This window comes from Pseudokordiimonas caeni, assembly GCF_026719705.1.
Classification (GTDB): domain Bacteria; phylum Pseudomonadota; class Alphaproteobacteria; order Sphingomonadales; family Kordiimonadaceae; genus Gimibacter; species Gimibacter caeni.
This window is the reverse complement of record NZ_JAPPRR010000003.1, coordinates 1-16,607: the sequence shown is the minus strand read 5'-3', so window position 1 is coordinate 16,607 and position 16,607 is coordinate 1. Positions and strand designations below refer to the sequence as shown.

General features: G+C 57.1%; 15 protein-coding genes and 1 tRNA gene. 10 read left to right on the top strand and 6 right to left on the bottom strand.

What is annotated here, in order from left to right; genetic code table 11:
• Nucleotides 1–121 precede the first annotated feature (121 nt).
• From OU694_RS13375 to OU694_RS13360, 4 genes are all read left to right on the top strand, one after another.
• On the top strand, nucleotides 122–736 hold the full coding sequence (locus OU694_RS13375) for a glutathione S-transferase family protein (protein WP_308911512.1): 615 nt from the start codon (nucleotides 122–124) through the stop codon (nucleotides 734–736).
• Between the two features lie 74 nt (nucleotides 737–810).
• The gene (locus OU694_RS13370; protein ID WP_308911511.1) at nucleotides 811–2,880 is read left to right on the top strand and encodes a 2Fe-2S iron-sulfur cluster-binding protein; all 2,070 of its coding nucleotides are present in this window, start codon (nucleotides 811–813) and stop codon (nucleotides 2,878–2,880) included.
• 15 nt (nucleotides 2,881–2,895) lie between these two features.
• Nucleotides 2,896–3,360 (top strand): nuclear transport factor 2 family protein, encoded by a 465-nt coding sequence (locus tag OU694_RS13365; RefSeq protein WP_308911510.1) that lies wholly within the window; start codon nucleotides 2,896–2,898, stop codon nucleotides 3,358–3,360.
• Nucleotides 3,361–3,399: 39 nt separating this feature from the next.
• Nucleotides 3,400–3,711 (top strand): hypothetical protein, encoded by a 312-nt coding sequence (locus OU694_RS13360; RefSeq protein WP_308911509.1) that lies wholly within the window; start codon nucleotides 3,400–3,402, stop codon nucleotides 3,709–3,711.
• A gap of 128 nt (nucleotides 3,712–3,839) precedes the next feature.
• Here OU694_RS13360 and OU694_RS13355 read toward each other — a convergent pair whose 3' ends face one another.
• A complete protein-coding gene (locus OU694_RS13355) occupies nucleotides 3,840–6,302 on the bottom strand; it encodes a VCBS domain-containing protein (protein ID WP_308911508.1) in 2,463 nt (820 codons plus the stop codon).
• Between the two features lie 526 nt (nucleotides 6,303–6,828).
• Here OU694_RS13355 and OU694_RS13350 point away from each other — a divergent pair.
• The 6 genes from OU694_RS13350 to OU694_RS13330 all read left to right on the top strand — a co-directional run bounded on the left by OU694_RS13350 (nucleotide 6,829) and on the right by OU694_RS13330 (nucleotide 12,019).
• The gene (locus tag OU694_RS13350) at nucleotides 6,829–7,992 is read left to right on the top strand and encodes a site-specific integrase (RefSeq protein WP_308911507.1); all 1,164 of its coding nucleotides are present in this window, start codon (nucleotides 6,829–6,831) and stop codon (nucleotides 7,990–7,992) included.
• Between the two features lie 49 nt (nucleotides 7,993–8,041).
• Nucleotides 8,042–8,437, top strand: coding sequence for a hypothetical protein (locus tag OU694_RS13345; RefSeq protein ID WP_308911506.1), 396 nt, complete (start codon nucleotides 8,042–8,044; stop codon nucleotides 8,435–8,437).
• A gap of 15 nt (nucleotides 8,438–8,452) precedes the next feature.
• Nucleotides 8,453–9,064 carry a hypothetical protein gene (locus OU694_RS13340; protein ID WP_308911505.1) on the top strand — a complete coding sequence of 204 codons (612 nt, stop codon included), beginning with the start codon at nucleotides 8,453–8,455 and terminating at the stop codon, nucleotides 9,062–9,064.
• A 118-nt stretch (nucleotides 9,065–9,182) separates the two neighbouring features.
• A complete protein-coding gene (locus OU694_RS16395; protein ID WP_373460369.1) occupies nucleotides 9,183–9,422 on the top strand; it encodes a helix-turn-helix transcriptional regulator in 240 nt (79 codons plus the stop codon).
• Nucleotides 9,412–9,714, top strand: a complete 303-nt coding sequence (locus OU694_RS13335; protein ID WP_308911504.1) for a hypothetical protein — start codon at nucleotides 9,412–9,414, stop codon at nucleotides 9,712–9,714. Before OU694_RS16395 ends, OU694_RS13335 begins: the two co-directional genes overlap by 11 nt.
• Nucleotides 9,704–12,019 (top strand): DUF3987 domain-containing protein, encoded by a 2,316-nt coding sequence (locus OU694_RS13330; RefSeq protein WP_308911503.1) that lies wholly within the window; start codon nucleotides 9,704–9,706, stop codon nucleotides 12,017–12,019. The genes OU694_RS13335 and OU694_RS13330 overlap by 11 nt, the downstream gene beginning before the upstream one ends.
• 71 nt (nucleotides 12,020–12,090) lie before the next feature.
• Here the strand turns inward: OU694_RS13330 and OU694_RS13325 are convergent, their stop codons facing one another.
• The 5 genes from OU694_RS13325 to OU694_RS13305 all read right to left on the bottom strand — a co-directional run bounded on the left by OU694_RS13325 (nucleotide 12,091) and on the right by OU694_RS13305 (nucleotide 16,453).
• Complete coding sequence (locus OU694_RS13325) at nucleotides 12,091–12,456, bottom strand: hypothetical protein (RefSeq protein ID WP_308911502.1); 366 nt, start codon at nucleotides 12,454–12,456, stop codon at nucleotides 12,091–12,093.
• An 18-nt stretch (nucleotides 12,457–12,474) separates the two neighbouring features.
• Nucleotides 12,475–14,223: a DUF262 domain-containing protein gene (locus OU694_RS13320; RefSeq protein WP_308911501.1), complete on the bottom strand. Its 1,749-nt coding sequence runs from the start codon at nucleotides 14,221–14,223 to the stop codon at nucleotides 12,475–12,477.
• A 50-nt stretch (nucleotides 14,224–14,273) separates the two neighbouring features.
• Nucleotides 14,274–14,915, bottom strand: a complete 642-nt coding sequence (locus OU694_RS13315; RefSeq protein ID WP_308911500.1) for an HNH endonuclease — start codon at nucleotides 14,913–14,915, stop codon at nucleotides 14,274–14,276.
• Nucleotides 14,912–16,210, bottom strand: a complete 1,299-nt coding sequence (locus tag OU694_RS13310) for an AAA family ATPase (protein ID WP_308911499.1) — start codon at nucleotides 16,208–16,210, stop codon at nucleotides 14,912–14,914. Before OU694_RS13310 ends, OU694_RS13315 begins: the two co-directional genes overlap by 4 nt.
• A 166-nt stretch (nucleotides 16,211–16,376) precedes the next feature.
• Nucleotides 16,377–16,453, bottom strand: a tRNA-Met gene (locus tag OU694_RS13305).
• Nucleotides 16,454–16,607 lie beyond the last annotated feature (154 nt).

Below are 16,607 nucleotides of genomic sequence, written 5' to 3'. Positions count from 1 at the left end.
GTCCATTCAGGTTTTTCACAATTCAGTCTGTCCTCCGGATCGGCGAGTGTCGTGCCACGACGGCCGCACGACGCGTGATCGCCGACCAGACATCGACCTGAAATGCTGAAGGAGCTTTCCAATGAAACTGTATGTTCACCCGCTTTCCGGCCACGCCCACCGGGCCCATCTCTTCCTGTCGCTTGTCGGGGCGGATTTCGAACTGGTCGAGGTCGACCTTGCCAAAGGCGCCCACAAGGCGCCGGACTTTCTGAAGCTCAATCCGTTCGGGCAAGTCCCCGTGCTGGATGACAACGGGACAATCATCGCCGATTCCGCTGCCATCCTGATTTATGTCGCCCGCAAGCTGGGCCTTGAAAGCTGGGCACCGACCGACCCCAATGGCGCTGCCGCCGTTCAGCGCTGGCTTTCGGTCGCTGCCGGCCAGATCGCCTTCGGCCCTGCAGCTGCCCGCCTGATCACGGTCTTCGGTGCAAAATTCAATGCCGAGGAGGTTATCGGCCGGGCCCACGCCATCCTCAGGCTCATGAACGACGAACTTGCCGACAAGACATGGATCTGCGGCGGCACCAACCCGACCATCGCGGATGTCGCCCTCTATAGCTATATCGCCCGCGCACCCGAGGGGAATGTCGATATCACCCCCTATCAGAACGTCACAGCGTGGCTGGGCCGTATCGAGCATCTGCCAAAGTTCATCCCGTTTGTAAAAACCCCCGCAGGCCTTGCCGCCTGAACGCACCCGCCGGTCCGCCGAGCCCTTGCTCGGCGGGCTGCCCACCCCTTTGACAACGCGAGAGGACGGTCATCATGACGACGAACATACCAGTGGAGCCCCCCTCTCCGTTCCACGCGGGCGAGGTGGAACTGCAGCGCGGTGTCGGCGTTGCCGACCGCATGGACTCGTTCGGCCGTCGCGTGATCCGCGATTTCATGCCGGACCAGCACCGCGATTTCTATAACCAGCTGCCCTTTGTCGTGCTCGGCTCCGTGGATCATGAGGGCGACGTCTGGGCGACCATCCTTGCAGGCGAACCCGGCTTCATGGTCTCTCCGGACCCCCGCCGGCTTGATCTCGCCGCGTTGCCACCTGCTTCCGACCCTATAGCCACCAGCTTGGCGGCTGGTGCTTCAGTCGGCCTTCTGGGGGTCGAACTTCACACCCGCCGCCGAAACCGGATGAACGGCATCGTTTCCGAAACCGGCCCGGATGGCTTCGCCGTCTCGGTCGAGCACAGCTTCGGCAACTGCCCGCAATATATCCAGACGCGCAACTGGCACATGGTGCCGGGCCGCAGAGGTGCCGAGGCGGCAGTGGAAGTGGAAAGCTTTACCGCACTGGATGAAGAGGCGTATGAGACCATCCGCCGCGCCGACACCTTCTTTGTGGCCTCCTACGTTGACCTGCCCGACGGCCGTCGCCAGGTGGATGTATCCCACCGTGGCGGCAAGCCGGGCTTCGTGCGGGTCGACCGCGACGGCATGCTCACCATCCCCGATTTTGCCGGCAATCTGCATTTCAACACGCTAGGCAACTTCCTCCTGAACCCCAGGGCCGGCCTTGTGTTTATCGACTTCACCACCGGCGACATGCTGCAACTGACCGGCACCGCCGAGGTCATCCTGCAATCGCCGGATATTGCCGCGTTTCAGGGCGCCGAGCGCCTGTGGACACTGCGCCCGACCAGAATGGTGCGGCGTCGCGGCATCGTCCCCCTCCGCTTCGATCTGGTGGACTGGTCCCCCAATTCGCTGATGACGGGCGACTGGGCCGAGGCCGCGGCAAAGCGCAAGGCCGAGGAATTGTTGCAGCAATGGCGCCCCTTCCGCGTGGCGCGGATCGAGGATGAAAGCACGCTCATCCGTTCCTTCTATCTGGAGCCGTACGACGGCGCCGGCTTCAACCTGTTCGAGGCCGGCCAGCACCTCCCCATCCGCGTCCAGCTGGCGGGCGAGCCGCACAAAACCATCAGGACCTACACGATCTCAAGCGCGCCGTCGGACGGTTACTATCGCATCAGCGTGAAACGCGAGGGGCTCGTTTCCGCGCACCTTCATGACCGCATCACCGTCGGCAGCATCATCGAAGCGCGACGACCCGCCGGCCAGTTCACGATCGATACGGCGGAAAGGCGACCGGCCGTCATGATCGCGGCGGGTGTCGGGATCACCCCCATCCTGTCGATGCTGCGGCACACGGTTTACGAAGGCCTGCGCACCCGGCGCATTCGCCCGGCATATGTCTTCTATGCGGCAGCCAACCGCAAGGTCAGGGCGTTCGATACCGAGCTGCTGTCGCTGGCCGAGCGGGCGGGCGGCGCCATCCGCCTCACGCGTCTACTGGCCGACCCGGAAGGCGCCGTTCAGGGCAGGGATTATGAGGCCAGCGGCCGGATCGACATGGATCTGCTGCGCGCCGCCCTTCCCTTCGATGACTATGATTTCATCCTGTGCGGCCCGCCGGCCTTCATGCAGTCGATCTATGACGGCCTGCGCGATCTCAACATCAGCGACGCGCGCATCCATGCCGAAGCCTTCGGGCCCGCTTCTCTGAAGCGTCGTATCGCGGCCCCGCACGCCCGCGCCGGTAATCCGCCCGCCGATGTCCCTGTCCCCGTCGCCTTTTCAGAGTCGGGCAAGGAGGCCCGCTGGAAGCCGGGGGAAGGAACCCTTCTGGAGCTCGCCGAAGCGCGCGGGCTGCAACCCGATTTCAGCTGCCGGGGCGGTTCCTGCGGGACATGCGCGACACGCATCATCAAAGGCAAGGTCGCGTATGAGACACCGCCTTCCTTCACCCCGGCCGATGACGAGGCGCTCATTTGCTGCGCTGTTCCAGCCCGGCCAGACGCCGAGCACAACCGACTGATCCTTGATCTTTAAAACAGGAGAAAATCCATGACCCGTCCTCCCCTCCCCCCGTTCACCCGTGAAACCGCCACCGAAAAGGTCCGGCTTGCCGAAGATGGCTGGAACAGCCGCGATCCCCAGCGTGTGGCCGGGGCCTACACACCCGATAGCGTCTGGAGAAACCGGGCTGAATTCCTCACCGGCCGCCCCGCCATCGAGGCCTTCCTGACGCGAAAATGGGCACGCGAACTTGATTACCGGCTGATCAAGGAACTCTGGGCCTTTACCGATAACCGGATCGCCGTCCGCTTTGCCTATGAATATCGCGATGACAGCGGCCACTGGTTCCGCGCTTACGGAAACGAGAATTGGGAGTTCGGCCCGGACGGTCTGATGCGCCACCGCCTCGCCAGTATCAACGAGCATCCGATCAGCGAGAGCGACCGGAAGTTCCATTGGCCCCTCGGCCGCCGGCCCGACGATCATCCCGGGCTCAGCGATTTCGGCTTCTGACACCGGTCAGCCGATACCGATCCGCCAGCCGCGCATAAAATGCCTCGACAGCGTCTGAGCCCTCGCCTGACGATGCTTGTCAGGATCGCCCTGGCGGCGGCCCCCGAAAACGGAACTGCCCGGCCCCTTGAGGAAGACCGGGCCCGCTCAGTTGGACTGAGCGGCGCCGAAATCGATGCCGCCCGCGCAGGGCACAGCTTCGACATTCAGGAAGCGGCTGCAATCAGGCTGGCACGCGCCATCCGACACGGCGACCGGGATGCAATTCAGCCCCTCCTGGAAGCCGCCTCAAGGCTGGGCCTGAGCAATGCCCAGCTCGCCGAAATAACGGCGCTGGCGTTGCACGACTGAAATGCCAGTCCTGACGGGCATTGCAACCCCGCCGGGCGAGGCTGGCGCGGCATCTCACAACGGAAAGGGCCCTGGTGCCAGCAAGAGCACGTTACGACCTCACAATGCTCCCCTAAAAGGCCTGTGGGCTAGAACACCATGTCCACACTTGCAAGGCTGGCGACGGTGAGGCCGGCGATGAAGACGCTCTCGCCACCGCCGAGATCGATCAGCACACCGCTGGTACCGGCCCCGATGCTGTTGCTGGCAGCGGCTTCAACAGCGGCCCTATCGGCAAAGCCACGCGCTGCGAGGTCGAGTATATCCGCATCGATGTCGAAATCGGCGATGATGTCATTGCCGCTATAGACACCGAAAACGAAAGTGTCGGCCCCGGCGCCACCGGTCAGGCTGTCATTGCCGGGCCCCGCCCAGAGCATATCATCACCCTCGCCGCCGTCGGCCACGTCGTTGCCGGTGCCATTATAAAGTATGTCATCACCCGCACCACCGAGCACGCTGTCGTCGCCGGTGCCGCCATAAAGGCGGTCATTGCCGTCCATGCCTTCAAGCGTATCGTTGCCGGTACTGCCGCCAAGCTGATCGTCGCCGTTCATGCCATAGACATGGTCGCCACCCCCGCGTGCCCAGACTTTATCCCCCTCCTCGCTACCCGTCAGCGTGTTGGCGGCCGCCGTGCCGGCAAGCGTGAGGCCGACGTCTGTGTCGAGCACGTCAAAGCTCACGATAGCGCTGCTGCTTACGCCGTCAGCGTCCCTCGCATAGACCCGGACGATCACACTGTCGGCACTTTCAAAGTCAAGGAAAACTCCGTCTTTCAGGTAAAGCTTGTCGCCCTCGATCCTGAACCGGGCATCCCTGACGGAGAAACTCACCTGGCCGCCGTCCGGGTCGCTTGCAGAAAGAAGGCCGATATAGGCGCCTTCCACATTCTCAAGGACACCGTCACTCCGCAGAGAGGGAGCCGTCGGCGGGCTTCCGGTGCCATCGATCGTCACAGTGATCACCTGAATGGTGCCATCCGTCGCCGTGAAACTATGGGTATCCGTCAACGTTGTCCCGTCGGCCGCGTCGGCAAGTGCGTCGGCGCCTGCCGTATAGCTCCAGGTGCCGGCGGTCAGCACGAACTGGCCGTGGCCATTATCGCCAGCTGTCGACCCGACATCGGCAAAGGACGGGTTGTCGTCGGCGTCCACATCGCTGATCGCAAGGTTGCCGGATGTGCTGCTGTCGCCTCTGGCGATAACCCCGCTGAGATCACCCGAAACGACGGCCGCATCCTCTGCACCGTTGATGGTGATGGTGATATCCTGCGTGGTACCGTCAGCCGAGGTGACCGTGATCGTGTCCGTCAGGTGATCCCCCGGATCCATGCTATCCACGGCCGCGTCTGTCGTATCCAGCGTATAGACCCAGTCGCCATTCGCCGCGATGGCAAGATCGCCGTAACTGCCGGCAATCGTATCCACATCAAAGCTTTCTTCCGCTGCCCCGTTCAGGTCACTGATGGTCAGCGTACCCGACACACTGGCGCTGTTTTCATCAATCGTGTCCGCCCTGTCGCCACCGATCGTGGGCGCAAACGCCACCCCGAGGCCGGAAGCCACCCCGGTCGGGTTCGCGAGCCCCACGTAAACCTGGGCGCCCGACGGCAGGGTATGAAGCGTCAGGGTGCCACCATCCCCGGTGATGCCATTGAAGACTTCCGCAAGATCGGTCTCGATGGTTGGCGCGTTGCCGCTATAGGCCACCGCAAGGTCATCCAGCACATTCGAGCCGCTGAAGGTAAGCGTCTGGCCGGTGCCACTGAATGCAACCGACGGGTTGGCCCCTGCGAGAATACTGTTCTCGACCGTTACATCGGCATCTGTCCCGACCTGCAGTTCGGCGCTTCCGTTCCCGGTCAGCACGCTGTTGCTGATGGTGACGGTCATATCCTCGACACGGATACCGTTGCCGCTGTTGCTGGCGATGGTCACGCCGTCGAATGCCGTGACGGTATTATTATTCAGAAGGACACCGTCGCCCGTGTTGCCCGTGATGCTGGTGTCGGTGATCGAAACCGTGCTATTGCGGATATTGACGACGGCACCGGCAGTCGTGTTATTCTCAACCCGCACATCATCAAGCGTGACAGTGGCACCGTCTGCATCAATACTACCCCATCCGTCGGCGGTATTGCCGGTGATGATGCTTTCCCGCACAGTCAGCGTGGCACCGTTGCTGGCATGTATGGCCGTGCCGCCATCAACACCGGTGATGGTCAGGCCGTTCAGGGTGAGCCTGGTGACGCCATTGATATTAAAAAGAGTGGTGCTGAGACCGTCCGCATTCAGTGTAATGTCGGGTCTGCCATCCCCATCGATATCGCCATTGATGGTGATATCACGATCGATGAAGTAGGTGACGGCGTCCGTGATCGAGGTGCCGCTCAGGCCCGCATCGAAGGTGATGATGTCGCCGTCTTGCGCCAACCCCAGCGCTTCGTGGAACGAGAGGCCGAAGCCGTCATCGCTTTCGATCGACAGGTTGCCGCCAGTATAGGAATCGGTTGAACTGGTAGCGTTGGTGTCCACGGTAAAGGTCGTCATGGTCTCGCTCCCTGAAGGCACAAACAATTAAGCACATACAAGGAAACGGCCACTCCGGCCGGGCCGAAGAAAAGCTGGATAATGTCTGACCCCCGTATGCCGCCCGGCTATGGGCGGTGCGATACTCGTGGCAGAGGCATCGCGGACCAGAGTTTTGCACGGGGAAATTGCAGAGACAAGCCCAAGCTTGCCGGCGTCGGACTCTGCGGGAAACTTGAAACCCGAATGGAAGGCGCGATGACCTCTGCAGCCCTTGCCCAGGCAACAAAAAACGGCTTAGACATTTCTGTCTAAGCCGTTGTTTTTATTGGTTGCGGGGGCCGGATTTGAACCGACGACCTTCAGGTTATGAGTTTGTGTCAAGTCATTATCGCCAGCTACGCCAATCAACTCAACATTATCATAACATCATGTTTTTATTGATATTAAATCCATAATAGTTTACGCCTTGTCACGCCACAAGACGCGCCATTTCGCTCCCTTGTGCTTCCGTATTGCTTCCGTGACGCTTCCGTGGAGGGTGTAGATGCCGAAACTGACCAAGCGAATTGTCGATGCCGCCGAGGTGATCCCCGGCAAAGACAATCTGATATGGGATAGCGAGGTGCCGTGCTTCGCCCTGCGCGTTTATCCGTCTGGCGTGAAGTCCTACATCATCCAATATCGTGTCGCTGGCCGAACTCAAAAAATGGTCCTCGGCAAGCATGGCGTGCTGACACCAGACGAGGCTCGTACCCTCGCCAAGGAACGTCTGGTGGACGTTGCAAAGGGTGGCAATCCTTCCCGCGAGAAACGCAAATACGCCCAAGCGCCAACCCTCAATCAGCTTTGCGACCGCTTCCTGACGGAATATGTGCCCGACCGCTGCAAGCCGACAACCCAGCGCGAATACACCCGCAACGTGGAAATGTTCATCAAGCCTGAAATGGGGATGCTGAAGGTGCAGGATATCACCCGACAGGACGTGGCGAAGTTCCACACAGGGCTCAAACATATCCCCTATCAGGCCAACCGGTCGCTTGGCGTCCTTTCCAAGCTTTTCAATCTCGCCGAGGAATGGGGCTTACGCCCTGACGGTTCCAATCCCACTCGCCATGTGAAGAAGTTCCCGGAGGAAAAGCGCGAGCGCTTCCTTTCCCCGGACGAGCTGACAGTCCTCGGCCAGACGCTCCGTGACTGCGAAGCAGACGGCACCGAAAGCCCTTACATGGTTGCGGCCATCAAGCTGTTGATCCTCACAGGCTGCCGCCTCGGGGAAATTCAGACCATGAAGTGGGACTATATTCGCGGCAACGCCCTGATGCTGCCAGACAGCAAGACGGGCGCGAAGAAAGTCTATCTCGGCCAGCCTGCCCTTGAAGTGATCGCGGAAATCGAGCGGCAGGACGATAACCCTTACGTTATCTGCGGCAACATCCCCGGCAATTACCTGACCGACTTCCAGAAGCCGTGGCGTCGCATTCGTGCCCGTGCCGGGCTTGATGATCTGCGCATCCACGACCTGCGCCACAGCTTCGCGTCTGGTGCCGTCTCAATGGGCGAAAGCCTGCCAATGATCGGCAAGCTTCTCGGCCATACGCAGGTGCAGACCACCGCTCGCTACGCCCACTTAGCCGACGCCCCTATGCATGAGGCAGCGGACCGGGTATCAACGGCAATCAACCAAGCATTGAAAGGCAGCACCGGATAGCTGTCCCGTGGTTGGCCAATGTTTATACCTGAGCAGGGGAGCATTTGCAGTGTGGTTCGCATCCGATGAAGAATGGAAACAGGCAGAAGCCCCCATTATCCAATTGGACTCGATCATTTCAGAGTTTGCTTCCTTAAGAGGCCTGAAAATTGGCAAGAACGCCAAAGATTGGCCCGAAAGATCGCTTTCTTGGGGATTAGAGAATCGCTGCCTCATCCAGATTTACCTCGAGAGTGCCGAGGCAAAGACGTTGAACCTTTGGGTATGCGTTTCAGAAGATCGAGGTAGAAAGAGATATTGGAAACAGACATTCCTTCACAAAGCCGTCCCCATAGCGACCTTATTGAACACGCTACACAATGATTTGGAATCGGCCTTTACCATGGCCAACGAATGGTCAGCCAACCCCAACCAGCTCGAATTTGTGACCAACCTTGGCATGTGAGTGAGTAACCGACGTATGATGATGCCAATGCCCGGCACAACTCACCCCGAGTATCGTGACCCTGACCGTGCAGCTTGTGACGCACTTGCCGTTCAATATGGCTTCCCGGACCTTGCCGAGTTTTACGACACGATCTGGCTCATCAATCATGCCTACTATTGGAATCTGGTCATGTGGGATGACCTTCCCAATCCGAGGGAAATGCGCCGCAAGTTTCAATCGATTGAAAAGGCCGCCCAGAAGCTACGCGACATACTCACTGATTTTAGCGAAGCTGACTTCAACTGGTTATGGGGACCACCGCCACGATTTGGCGACCTTGATCTGTCAAAGCACTGGGCGGTGCTCACGCATCTTTCCGAAATTGTCGAACGAGCGGAGCGGGTGCATGCAAATTTCCCCGACGGAAAGGCAGGCCGCACCCATAATCCCGCCGTGGAGATCGTCATCACCAACTGCAAGATTGAATGGGAAAAGCGGACGGGCAAGCCCTACACATTCGATCAGCATGAGGGCCGAGGCATTACTGAGGCCTATGAATTTTCCGAGGCCCTGTGCCGGATAATCTCGCCCAAGATCACACCTCAAAACGTTGCCACAGCCATGCGGAAAGAGATCAAGGGCTAGCTGCCCGCATCAATCTGCCAAAAAGTTGGCAAATTGATGCCAGCACATCTTGGCGACAAGCCGGATAATCCGGATATTTATTACGCTTACCGACAACAACCAACGAGGTAAGCACCTTATGAATCCTTCAGTTACCTATACTACTCACTCGAACCCTAACCGACTGATCGGCGAGAAAGAGGCCGCGAGCTATTTGGGTTTCTCCGTCCGCGCCCTGCAAAACTGGCGCGTTCGCGGAGGCGGTCCCAAGTTCGTGAAAATCTCCGCACGGGCAGTTCGCTATCGCTATTCAGACCTTGATGCCTGGACAGAAAATCGTCTGGTCATTTCCACCTCGGAGGTGGCCAATGACCGCTAATCTGTTCGTAGAAGTGAAGATCGCTGCACAGCCACGCATCAGGAGCCTTGTGCAAGAGCTGCTGCCGCGCGGCAGGCAAAGCGGCAACTATTGGGTGGCACGTAACCCCACCCGTGATGACCGCAAGGCAGGCTCTTTCAAGATCAGTCTGCAGACTGGCTCTTGGGCGGAATATGCAACAGGCGAACAGGGCGACCTCATCGCGCTCTATGGCTATCTCTTCGGGATGCAGCCGCTCGCCGCTGCCAAGCATATAGCGAACCGGATCGGGATGGCCGCCAATGACAACTGAGCTGCCCGCCTACCACCCGAGCCTTGGGGCACCCTCCCGGCTCTATCCCTATCGTGATGACAGCGGCGATACCGTCGCCGCTGTCTATCGCTTCGATCAGGCGGATGGCAAAACCATCCGCCCTTTCGACGTGACGGCAAACGCATGGACCTTTCCTAAGGTTCGACCGCTCTATGGGCTCGACGATCTTAGGGAATATCCTGACAAACCTGTGGTGCTGGTGGAGGGGGAGAAGTGCGCCGATGCGCTTCTATCCCTCGGCTTTCTTGCCACCACCATCATGGGCGGCTGCAAGGCCGTGGCCCAAGCCGATTGGAGCCCGCTGGCGGAGCGTAGGGTTATCATCTGGCCCGACCATGACGGACCGGGCAAAGCTTACGGTCAAGATGCTGCAAAGGCCCTGCATGAGGTCGGGGCTGCAGACGTTCGCCTAATAGACATATCCCTAGGATTTGTGGAGCAAACCCTAGCCAATGGTGACAGGGTTGACCCTACGGATTTCCTAATAGGCAATCCGGTAGAGCGTAGGCTTGGGCCGGGTATTGATCCGACTTCTATAGGAAACCTGATCCGCCAAGGCTGGGACGCGGCGGACGCGGTGGAGGCCGGGTTTTCTGTAGAACAGATTGCCCGCCTGCTCGTGGCGGCACGTCCTATAGAAAATTCCGCATCAGAAGATGCTGCCAATGACAACTGGCCGGAGCCGGATCGGTCGATCCTCATGAATGAGGTCGCCCCGCCACCCTTCCCCCTGTCGGTCTTTCCGCCAGAGGTGGAGCAGTTCGTGCGCCGCTCTGCCATCGCCAAGTCTGCCCCGCCCGATTATGTGGCTGGAGCGCTCCTCACCGCTTGCGGATCGCTTATAGGTACCTCGCGCAAGATATCGCCGTGGGAGGTGGGCGGGTGGAGCGAATATCCGATCCTCTGGACCGCGATAGTGGGGGAGCCGTCCTCAAACAAGAGCCCTGCCATTGATCCGGTCATGACCATCCTGAGGAAGCTTCAGGATGACAAGCTGCCGCTCTATGAGGAGCAGAAACGGATATATGAGGCCGAGAAGCTGAACGCGAGTATCGCCCATGAGGAATGGGTGCAGGAGACAAAGGCCGCACGCAGGTCACATGGGGAAACACAGGTCAACGCGGGTTCAACCCGTGTCGGTTCCGTGTTGCACGCGCGCAACCCGGATCAAACCCGGATGCCTGTCGAACCCGATCCAGAAAATCCGAGCGTTTCCTTGGATTCTAAACCCGGAGCCGGTTCGGAATTTTCGGGATTTCCGAGCATTCCGACGATGCCGGCGGAGGCCATGCCCCCACGTCCGCCAACCCGCCCGCGCCTCACGGTCGGGGATTGCACGATGGAAGCCCTCTTCTCGGCACTCGAAGGCCAGCCCAAGGGGCTTCTGATGTACCGGGACGAACTGCCGGGCTGGCTCAACAGCTTTGGCCGCTATTCTTCGGGCAAAGGCGGGGAACGCGAGTTCTGGCTGGAAGCCTTCAATGGCCGCCCCTTCACGGTGGACCGGGTGAAGAATGGTGGCGAGGTGTTGAACATCGGCCACCTGGCTGTGTCGGTTCTCGGTAGCATCCAGCCCGACAAGCTCGATAGCTGCCTCCTGAAGGGCGACGATGACGGCTTGGCGGCGCGCCTGCTCTATATCTGCCCGAACCGGGTGCCGCGCCGTGCGCCCACGGAAGTGGTGGACGACCGGGCAGCCAATCGGATGATGAAACGGCTCGATGGCCTCGCCATGCCACTTGACGTCGATGGCAAAACGACGCCGCGTGTTGTGATGCTGTCCGCCACTGCCCGGCAATATTTTGCGGCGTGGTGGGAAGCGGACGGCGAGGCCGATCATGGTACAGGCAAGCTCAAAGGCTGGCGTGGCAAGGTGCCGGGCTTCGTGCTGCGCCTGGCGCTGATCCTTGAATATATGGAATGGGCGGCAGGGCCGGAGCGGCCTGAGCCGCATGAGGTGGGGGAGAAAGCCATCCGCCACGCCATCGCGCTCGCGGATCAGTATTTTGCCCCAATGGCTGAACGCGCCTTCGGCATGGCGGCCAAGCCCAAGATCAGTCAGAACGCGCTGGTCATTGCCAATCATCTGCTGGCGAACCCTGCGGAGCGGATTGTGGTCCGCGACCTCTACACAAGTGGCCCGCTAAGGCGGGTATCATCGGAGGAAGTGGAGGATGCTTGCAACGAGCTGGTAGCGCTCGACTGGCTCAAACATGACTTCGTGCGCCGTGGCCCGAATGCGGGCCGCCCGCAGAAGGCCTATCTGGTCAATCCCTACCTCTGAAACTTGGCTGCATTAGCTGCGTTAGCTCTGCCGGATGGGGCTAATGCAGCTAATGCAGCCACGAATTGGCACTACGAATCTTGATCAGGCGTCTTGGCGAGCCGGAAAAATGGATTCGGAATAATTGAGCCTCGCATCTCTTCCAGTTCAACAACCTCACCAAGTTCAAAAGCGATTGTTGCCCGGCGGGGTATCAGGATACGCCGCCCATCCTCAATTTCGAAAATCCATGACCATTTGGCGCCACCTGTCGCTTCAACAGCATGGGCGCCCCGGTATATCCCAGTCAATTTTCGCGCAGGAGAGTACGTGTTGAGATTGACGGCCACGAAATAGGCAAGAAGAGTCGCGACAACCGCATAAGCAGCATACCGCCCGAGGCGCGCCCTCAAGGGCACGAGGTTGCCGTTCTTGTCCCATTCCTGAAAATAACCCATGCCGCACGCCAAATGGCTTTAGCCCCGCATCGTGTGCGGCCAACGCTCAACTGCCCAATTTGCGAGCATCTCAGATCTTTCGGCAACGCTCTCCGGTGACCAATTATCCCATCGATCAGCAAGGTTTCGAGCTGATACAAACATTGATTCAAGCCTATAGCGGGGTTGCTTTCCAGTATATGGCCCTGCTTGCAGCGAAGAGTTTAGCGGCCCTGAGAGGGGAATCAGGTTAGCCCATGTATCTTTAAGCTTTTTATGCTCGTCCTTTGTAAAGACTTCAGACCATGCGCCACCTTCCTCATATTGTTGCGGCAGAACATGCTCAATCGTTGGCGCATCCGTTGGATTATCTCCAGGCAAACTGCGATCGTATTCGACGAGTAGGTATTGACATATATTGGTCGTGGCTAGCGAGCGCTTGCGGACAGCATCCTTAAGTTCCGCATCGTTCGGCCATTGCACCGTAGCTCGCTCGGCGACTGCCCCCATGAACTCTGCAATGCTATAGTTTGCGTGTGATCTCCAAAGCCCTTTAAACAGCGAATGAAGTCCCGTCGGCTCAAATCCAAGAATTGCCCGTCGGACAAGGAAGGACTCTAATGTATCAAGCAGAGAGATAACGCATTCATCATCAATTTCGTCAGCGGCTCTAGCATTCAGCATTGACATAACATACGGGTAAACTGAGCTAGGGCGACCTAGCCGAACCAGCCGGTCCAACCTTATGGAGATTTGCCGGTGGTCGCCAAAGCGCCCCGTCTGATCGATACTCACGAATGGGCCCTGATAAGGCTGCATATGAGAAATGATCTCTTCAGGTGTCAACTTGTCCCACGTCGTCCGCAGTTGGGAGAACAACTCCGATTTCTTAGTGTTGCTGTTCTGAGTGAGACAATAGGGAAAGAAAAATGCCTCTGCACGACCATTGAAGGCATCCTCAAAGGGCCGCCAGATATGATTAAATATCCGGTTTGTCTCGGTCGGATCATTTATCAAATTTGAGAAGACCTCATTTCGAACCAAGTCGACAACGCCGACCTTCACTCCACGGAAATTCAGTCGCTCAAAAATCTTAGTTGCCGATGAAGCGTCGGTCAGCTTTAGCTGCACAAAAGTCAGCTTCCGCGTAGCGATTTCTAATATCTCCAAGAGCGCGGCCTTCTTCGCTTCTCTTTCTGGAGGTACATGACTATTCAGATATCTAATTATCCGATTGTATTGATTTACCAGGCACCCATCAGACGGCCCGTTTGGCGAGGGCGGATGTGGTCGGTCTGCCTCAAGCTCGGCCTGCAAAATTGCCGGGCTGTTAATCTTATCCCACAGAACGCGAAACTGATTTCGATCTGCAAATGATGGAACAATCCGCGTATTTACCTCGAGGCCACGTCGTGACGGTAGCAATAAATAATCTCGAACTGCTTCAATAGCATCGTCTTTATCACCATTTCGCGCCAAACATTCGACGATAGCCATAACAAATATATAAATTGTCATCAGTCGTTGCTGTCCGTCAACGATAGCATGAGAACGCAAACGCCCAACGATTTCCGACTGCCTTGGCCGTTCATACGCGACCACCGCACCAAGGAACTGACAACTCTCAATCCCTGAAGATATTTGCCCTATATCTTTTTTTAGGTCGTCGAACTCCTTCCCTTTCCAGACGTATTCACGCTGGAAGAGTGGGATGTGCACCTGATCTACATCCCTGAAGAGGTCTTCAAAAGACAACTCATCCTGGCTATCGGTGACCAAGTCGGTCATTACATTCCTTTCGCATTTCCAATTTGGGGGGGGAGCCTGAACGACATACATCACCCCAAACTTGCCACGTATGTCGCCCTGGCTACCGCAGCGTATTCACGTTCATCCGAAAGCTCGTTTTGAAAGTCATTCAACAGAAGCTCTTTAACATCAGCATCAGGTGTTCTGGCAATCACATCCAAATGACGAATGATGTTTCGGACTTTTTCTGTTCGCCTTTCTACGAGCGCCGCCCGATTTAGGTCCAATATACGTTCCGTTGCGGCACCTGGATTGCTACCAGGAGCCGCGATAACCAATGGCCCGATAAAACGCAGGTGCTCGGTCGGATCCATCAAATATGGATCAATAAATGTATCGGCCCCACCGTGAAAATCTGATTTCCTAGTGTTGCAGATATCGCAAGCGATCGTCAGGTTAGTCCAGTCAAACCAACGCTCTGGTACATTGCTTTTCGGGACAATATGTTCAATGTCACCGTAGGCGATATGACGTACCTTGCTCTCACAATATGCGCATTTATCGTGGGTTTCCGCGAGGAGTGCCGTCTTGATTTCTTGGTGCCTGTAGCGCCCTTTTTCCGCAGCGGTGATTTCTATGCCTGCCGCCACCTTGGCGACAACGGCTTGCGTCCATGCTTCAGCGTTGATCTGCAATATATTAGGTACCGGACCTTTATGTAGGCTAATCATTTGTCTCTAGTTAGCTCCGCAAGCGCGTCAGGATAAAGTTCTCCATACCCTAACTCAGTCAAATCATGGCGCAGCGACCTCAACGCATCAGAAGTCACAGGCACTTCCCTATACCGCTGCACTAATGACGCAATGCCATCTTCTACCCATTCAGGAATTGTCGCAGGCACTCCTAAAACATCGCGTAATATCTCACTCGCACTGCCCGCTTTATTTATCGTGTCGAGGTATTCACTAACAATTCGACGTGATGGACCAAATTCGGCAACAGGCTCCGATAGATGATGTTCTGTCTCAGCATTCTTATATCTCAGAACATATACGTTTGAATCCCGGACGGACGAAACCATGAAAGGGCTATGTGTCGCGATAATAAATTGCGCAGCGGGAAATGCTGTTACGAGCTTGCGCATCAACGATCTTTGCATCGTCGGATGAAGATGGTTTTCAGGCTCATCTATGGTGACAACAAACCGTTCGTGAGAGCGCGAAAACATGTGCAAGCGCCAGGTCAAGTCAATGAGAGTAAGCAATCCACCAGAAGCAGCATCTAAGATGAACTCTCCTGTTTTAGTCAGAAGAACGACCTCCGGCGGTCGCACCGAAATCCCCTCGAACCCCAACCCTTCGGGTAGAATGATTTTTAACGCTTCTATAAATCCGTTATACGCGTCAAGGATTTCCTGATTTCCGCGGATGTGGCGATTACCTTCACCGAACATCGCCATCGAGGTTATGGCCTCTTTCATTCGGTACATTGGTGTTTTACCGGTATGTCCGCCTTGGTACCTGGAACGAATCTCACCGTTATAGTTATCGTACGCCTGAGAGGCTGAGATTATATTTGAAGGAATCTGACCTACAGCTTGGTAGGGCGATATGGGCTGATGGGCATCTATGTGTATACCCATGACTGGCTGTTGTCCGTGTATTGATACATTATATGCAACGCCACCAGGATCATTTGGTAAGACAATTTCGGCCCCAACCCCATTGGAATAGTGAAGTACACCGATGCGGCTTTGATGAGGGTTTGATTGCCAAACTTTTCCCCACAGGCTTTTAAATAGCCCCGCCACATATGAAAACCCGCCTGCATTGTTAATCTGTGGCGTGGCTAGAAAGGAGAACTGATATCCGAAATGCGAGGAGAAGATTCGCAGGAGTGAACTCTTACCAGCACCGTTTGCGCCAGTTAAAACTGTTAGGCGCGGATGTAGGCGGATATTTACACTATCAAACTGACGCCAGCCTTCGAGTTGCAAGGCTTCAAATATGGGCGTATCAGCGGACATTTGTCGCTACCTTAATCAATTGCCAGTTGCGCGATAGTAGGGGTGGCATAACTCTTGTCAAGAAATCCACCTGACTGAAGCTGTAATCATCAATTTGACTGCTTCCGTATTGCTTCCGCGAAAACAAAAACGGCCTAGACATTTCTGTCTAAGCCGTTGTTTTTATTGGTTGCGGGGGCCGGATTTGAACCGACGACCTTCAGGTTATGAGCCTGACGAGCTACCGGGCTGCTCCACCCCGCGTCAAGAAAGTCGGATCCTGATTTGAACAAAAAGCCGCACGGGCGTCGTGCGGCTCGTGTGTTCAATGATATTGTGTCGATGTTCCTCGCTATTTTGTAGATCTGGCGGCGACCTACTCTTCCGCAGCTTGAGCTGAAGTACCATTGGCACGAGG

Coding starts and splice junctions, on each gene's coding strand:
- OU694_RS13315 (WP_308911500.1), bottom strand. CDS start 14,915: ATGATTAGCCTACATAAAGGTCCGGTACCTAATATATTGCAGATCAAC.
- OU694_RS13335 (WP_308911504.1), top strand. CDS start 9,412: ATGACCGCTAATCTGTTCGTAGAAGTGAAGATCGCTGCACAGCCACGC.
- OU694_RS13375 (WP_308911512.1), top strand. CDS start 122: ATGAAACTGTATGTTCACCCGCTTTCCGGCCACGCCCACCGGGCCCAT.
- OU694_RS13355 (WP_308911508.1), bottom strand. CDS start 6,302: ATGACGACCTTTACCGTGGACACCAACGCTACCAGTTCAACCGATTCC.
- OU694_RS13325 (WP_308911502.1), bottom strand. CDS start 12,456: ATGGGTTATTTTCAGGAATGGGACAAGAACGGCAACCTCGTGCCCTTG.
- OU694_RS13310 (WP_308911499.1), bottom strand. CDS start 16,210: ATGTCCGCTGATACGCCCATATTTGAAGCCTTGCAACTCGAAGGCTGG.
- OU694_RS13370 (WP_308911511.1), top strand. CDS start 811: ATGACGACGAACATACCAGTGGAGCCCCCCTCTCCGTTCCACGCGGGC.
- OU694_RS13330 (WP_308911503.1), top strand. CDS start 9,704: ATGACAACTGAGCTGCCCGCCTACCACCCGAGCCTTGGGGCACCCTCC.
- OU694_RS13360 (WP_308911509.1), top strand. CDS start 3,400: ATGCCTCGACAGCGTCTGAGCCCTCGCCTGACGATGCTTGTCAGGATC.
- OU694_RS13320 (WP_308911501.1), bottom strand. CDS start 14,223: ATGACCGACTTGGTCACCGATAGCCAGGATGAGTTGTCTTTTGAAGAC.
- OU694_RS13340 (WP_308911505.1), top strand. CDS start 8,453: ATGATGATGCCAATGCCCGGCACAACTCACCCCGAGTATCGTGACCCT.
- OU694_RS13365 (WP_308911510.1), top strand. CDS start 2,896: ATGACCCGTCCTCCCCTCCCCCCGTTCACCCGTGAAACCGCCACCGAA.
- OU694_RS16395 (WP_373460369.1), top strand. CDS start 9,183: ATGAATCCTTCAGTTACCTATACTACTCACTCGAACCCTAACCGACTG.
- OU694_RS13350 (WP_308911507.1), top strand. CDS start 6,829: ATGCCGAAACTGACCAAGCGAATTGTCGATGCCGCCGAGGTGATCCCC.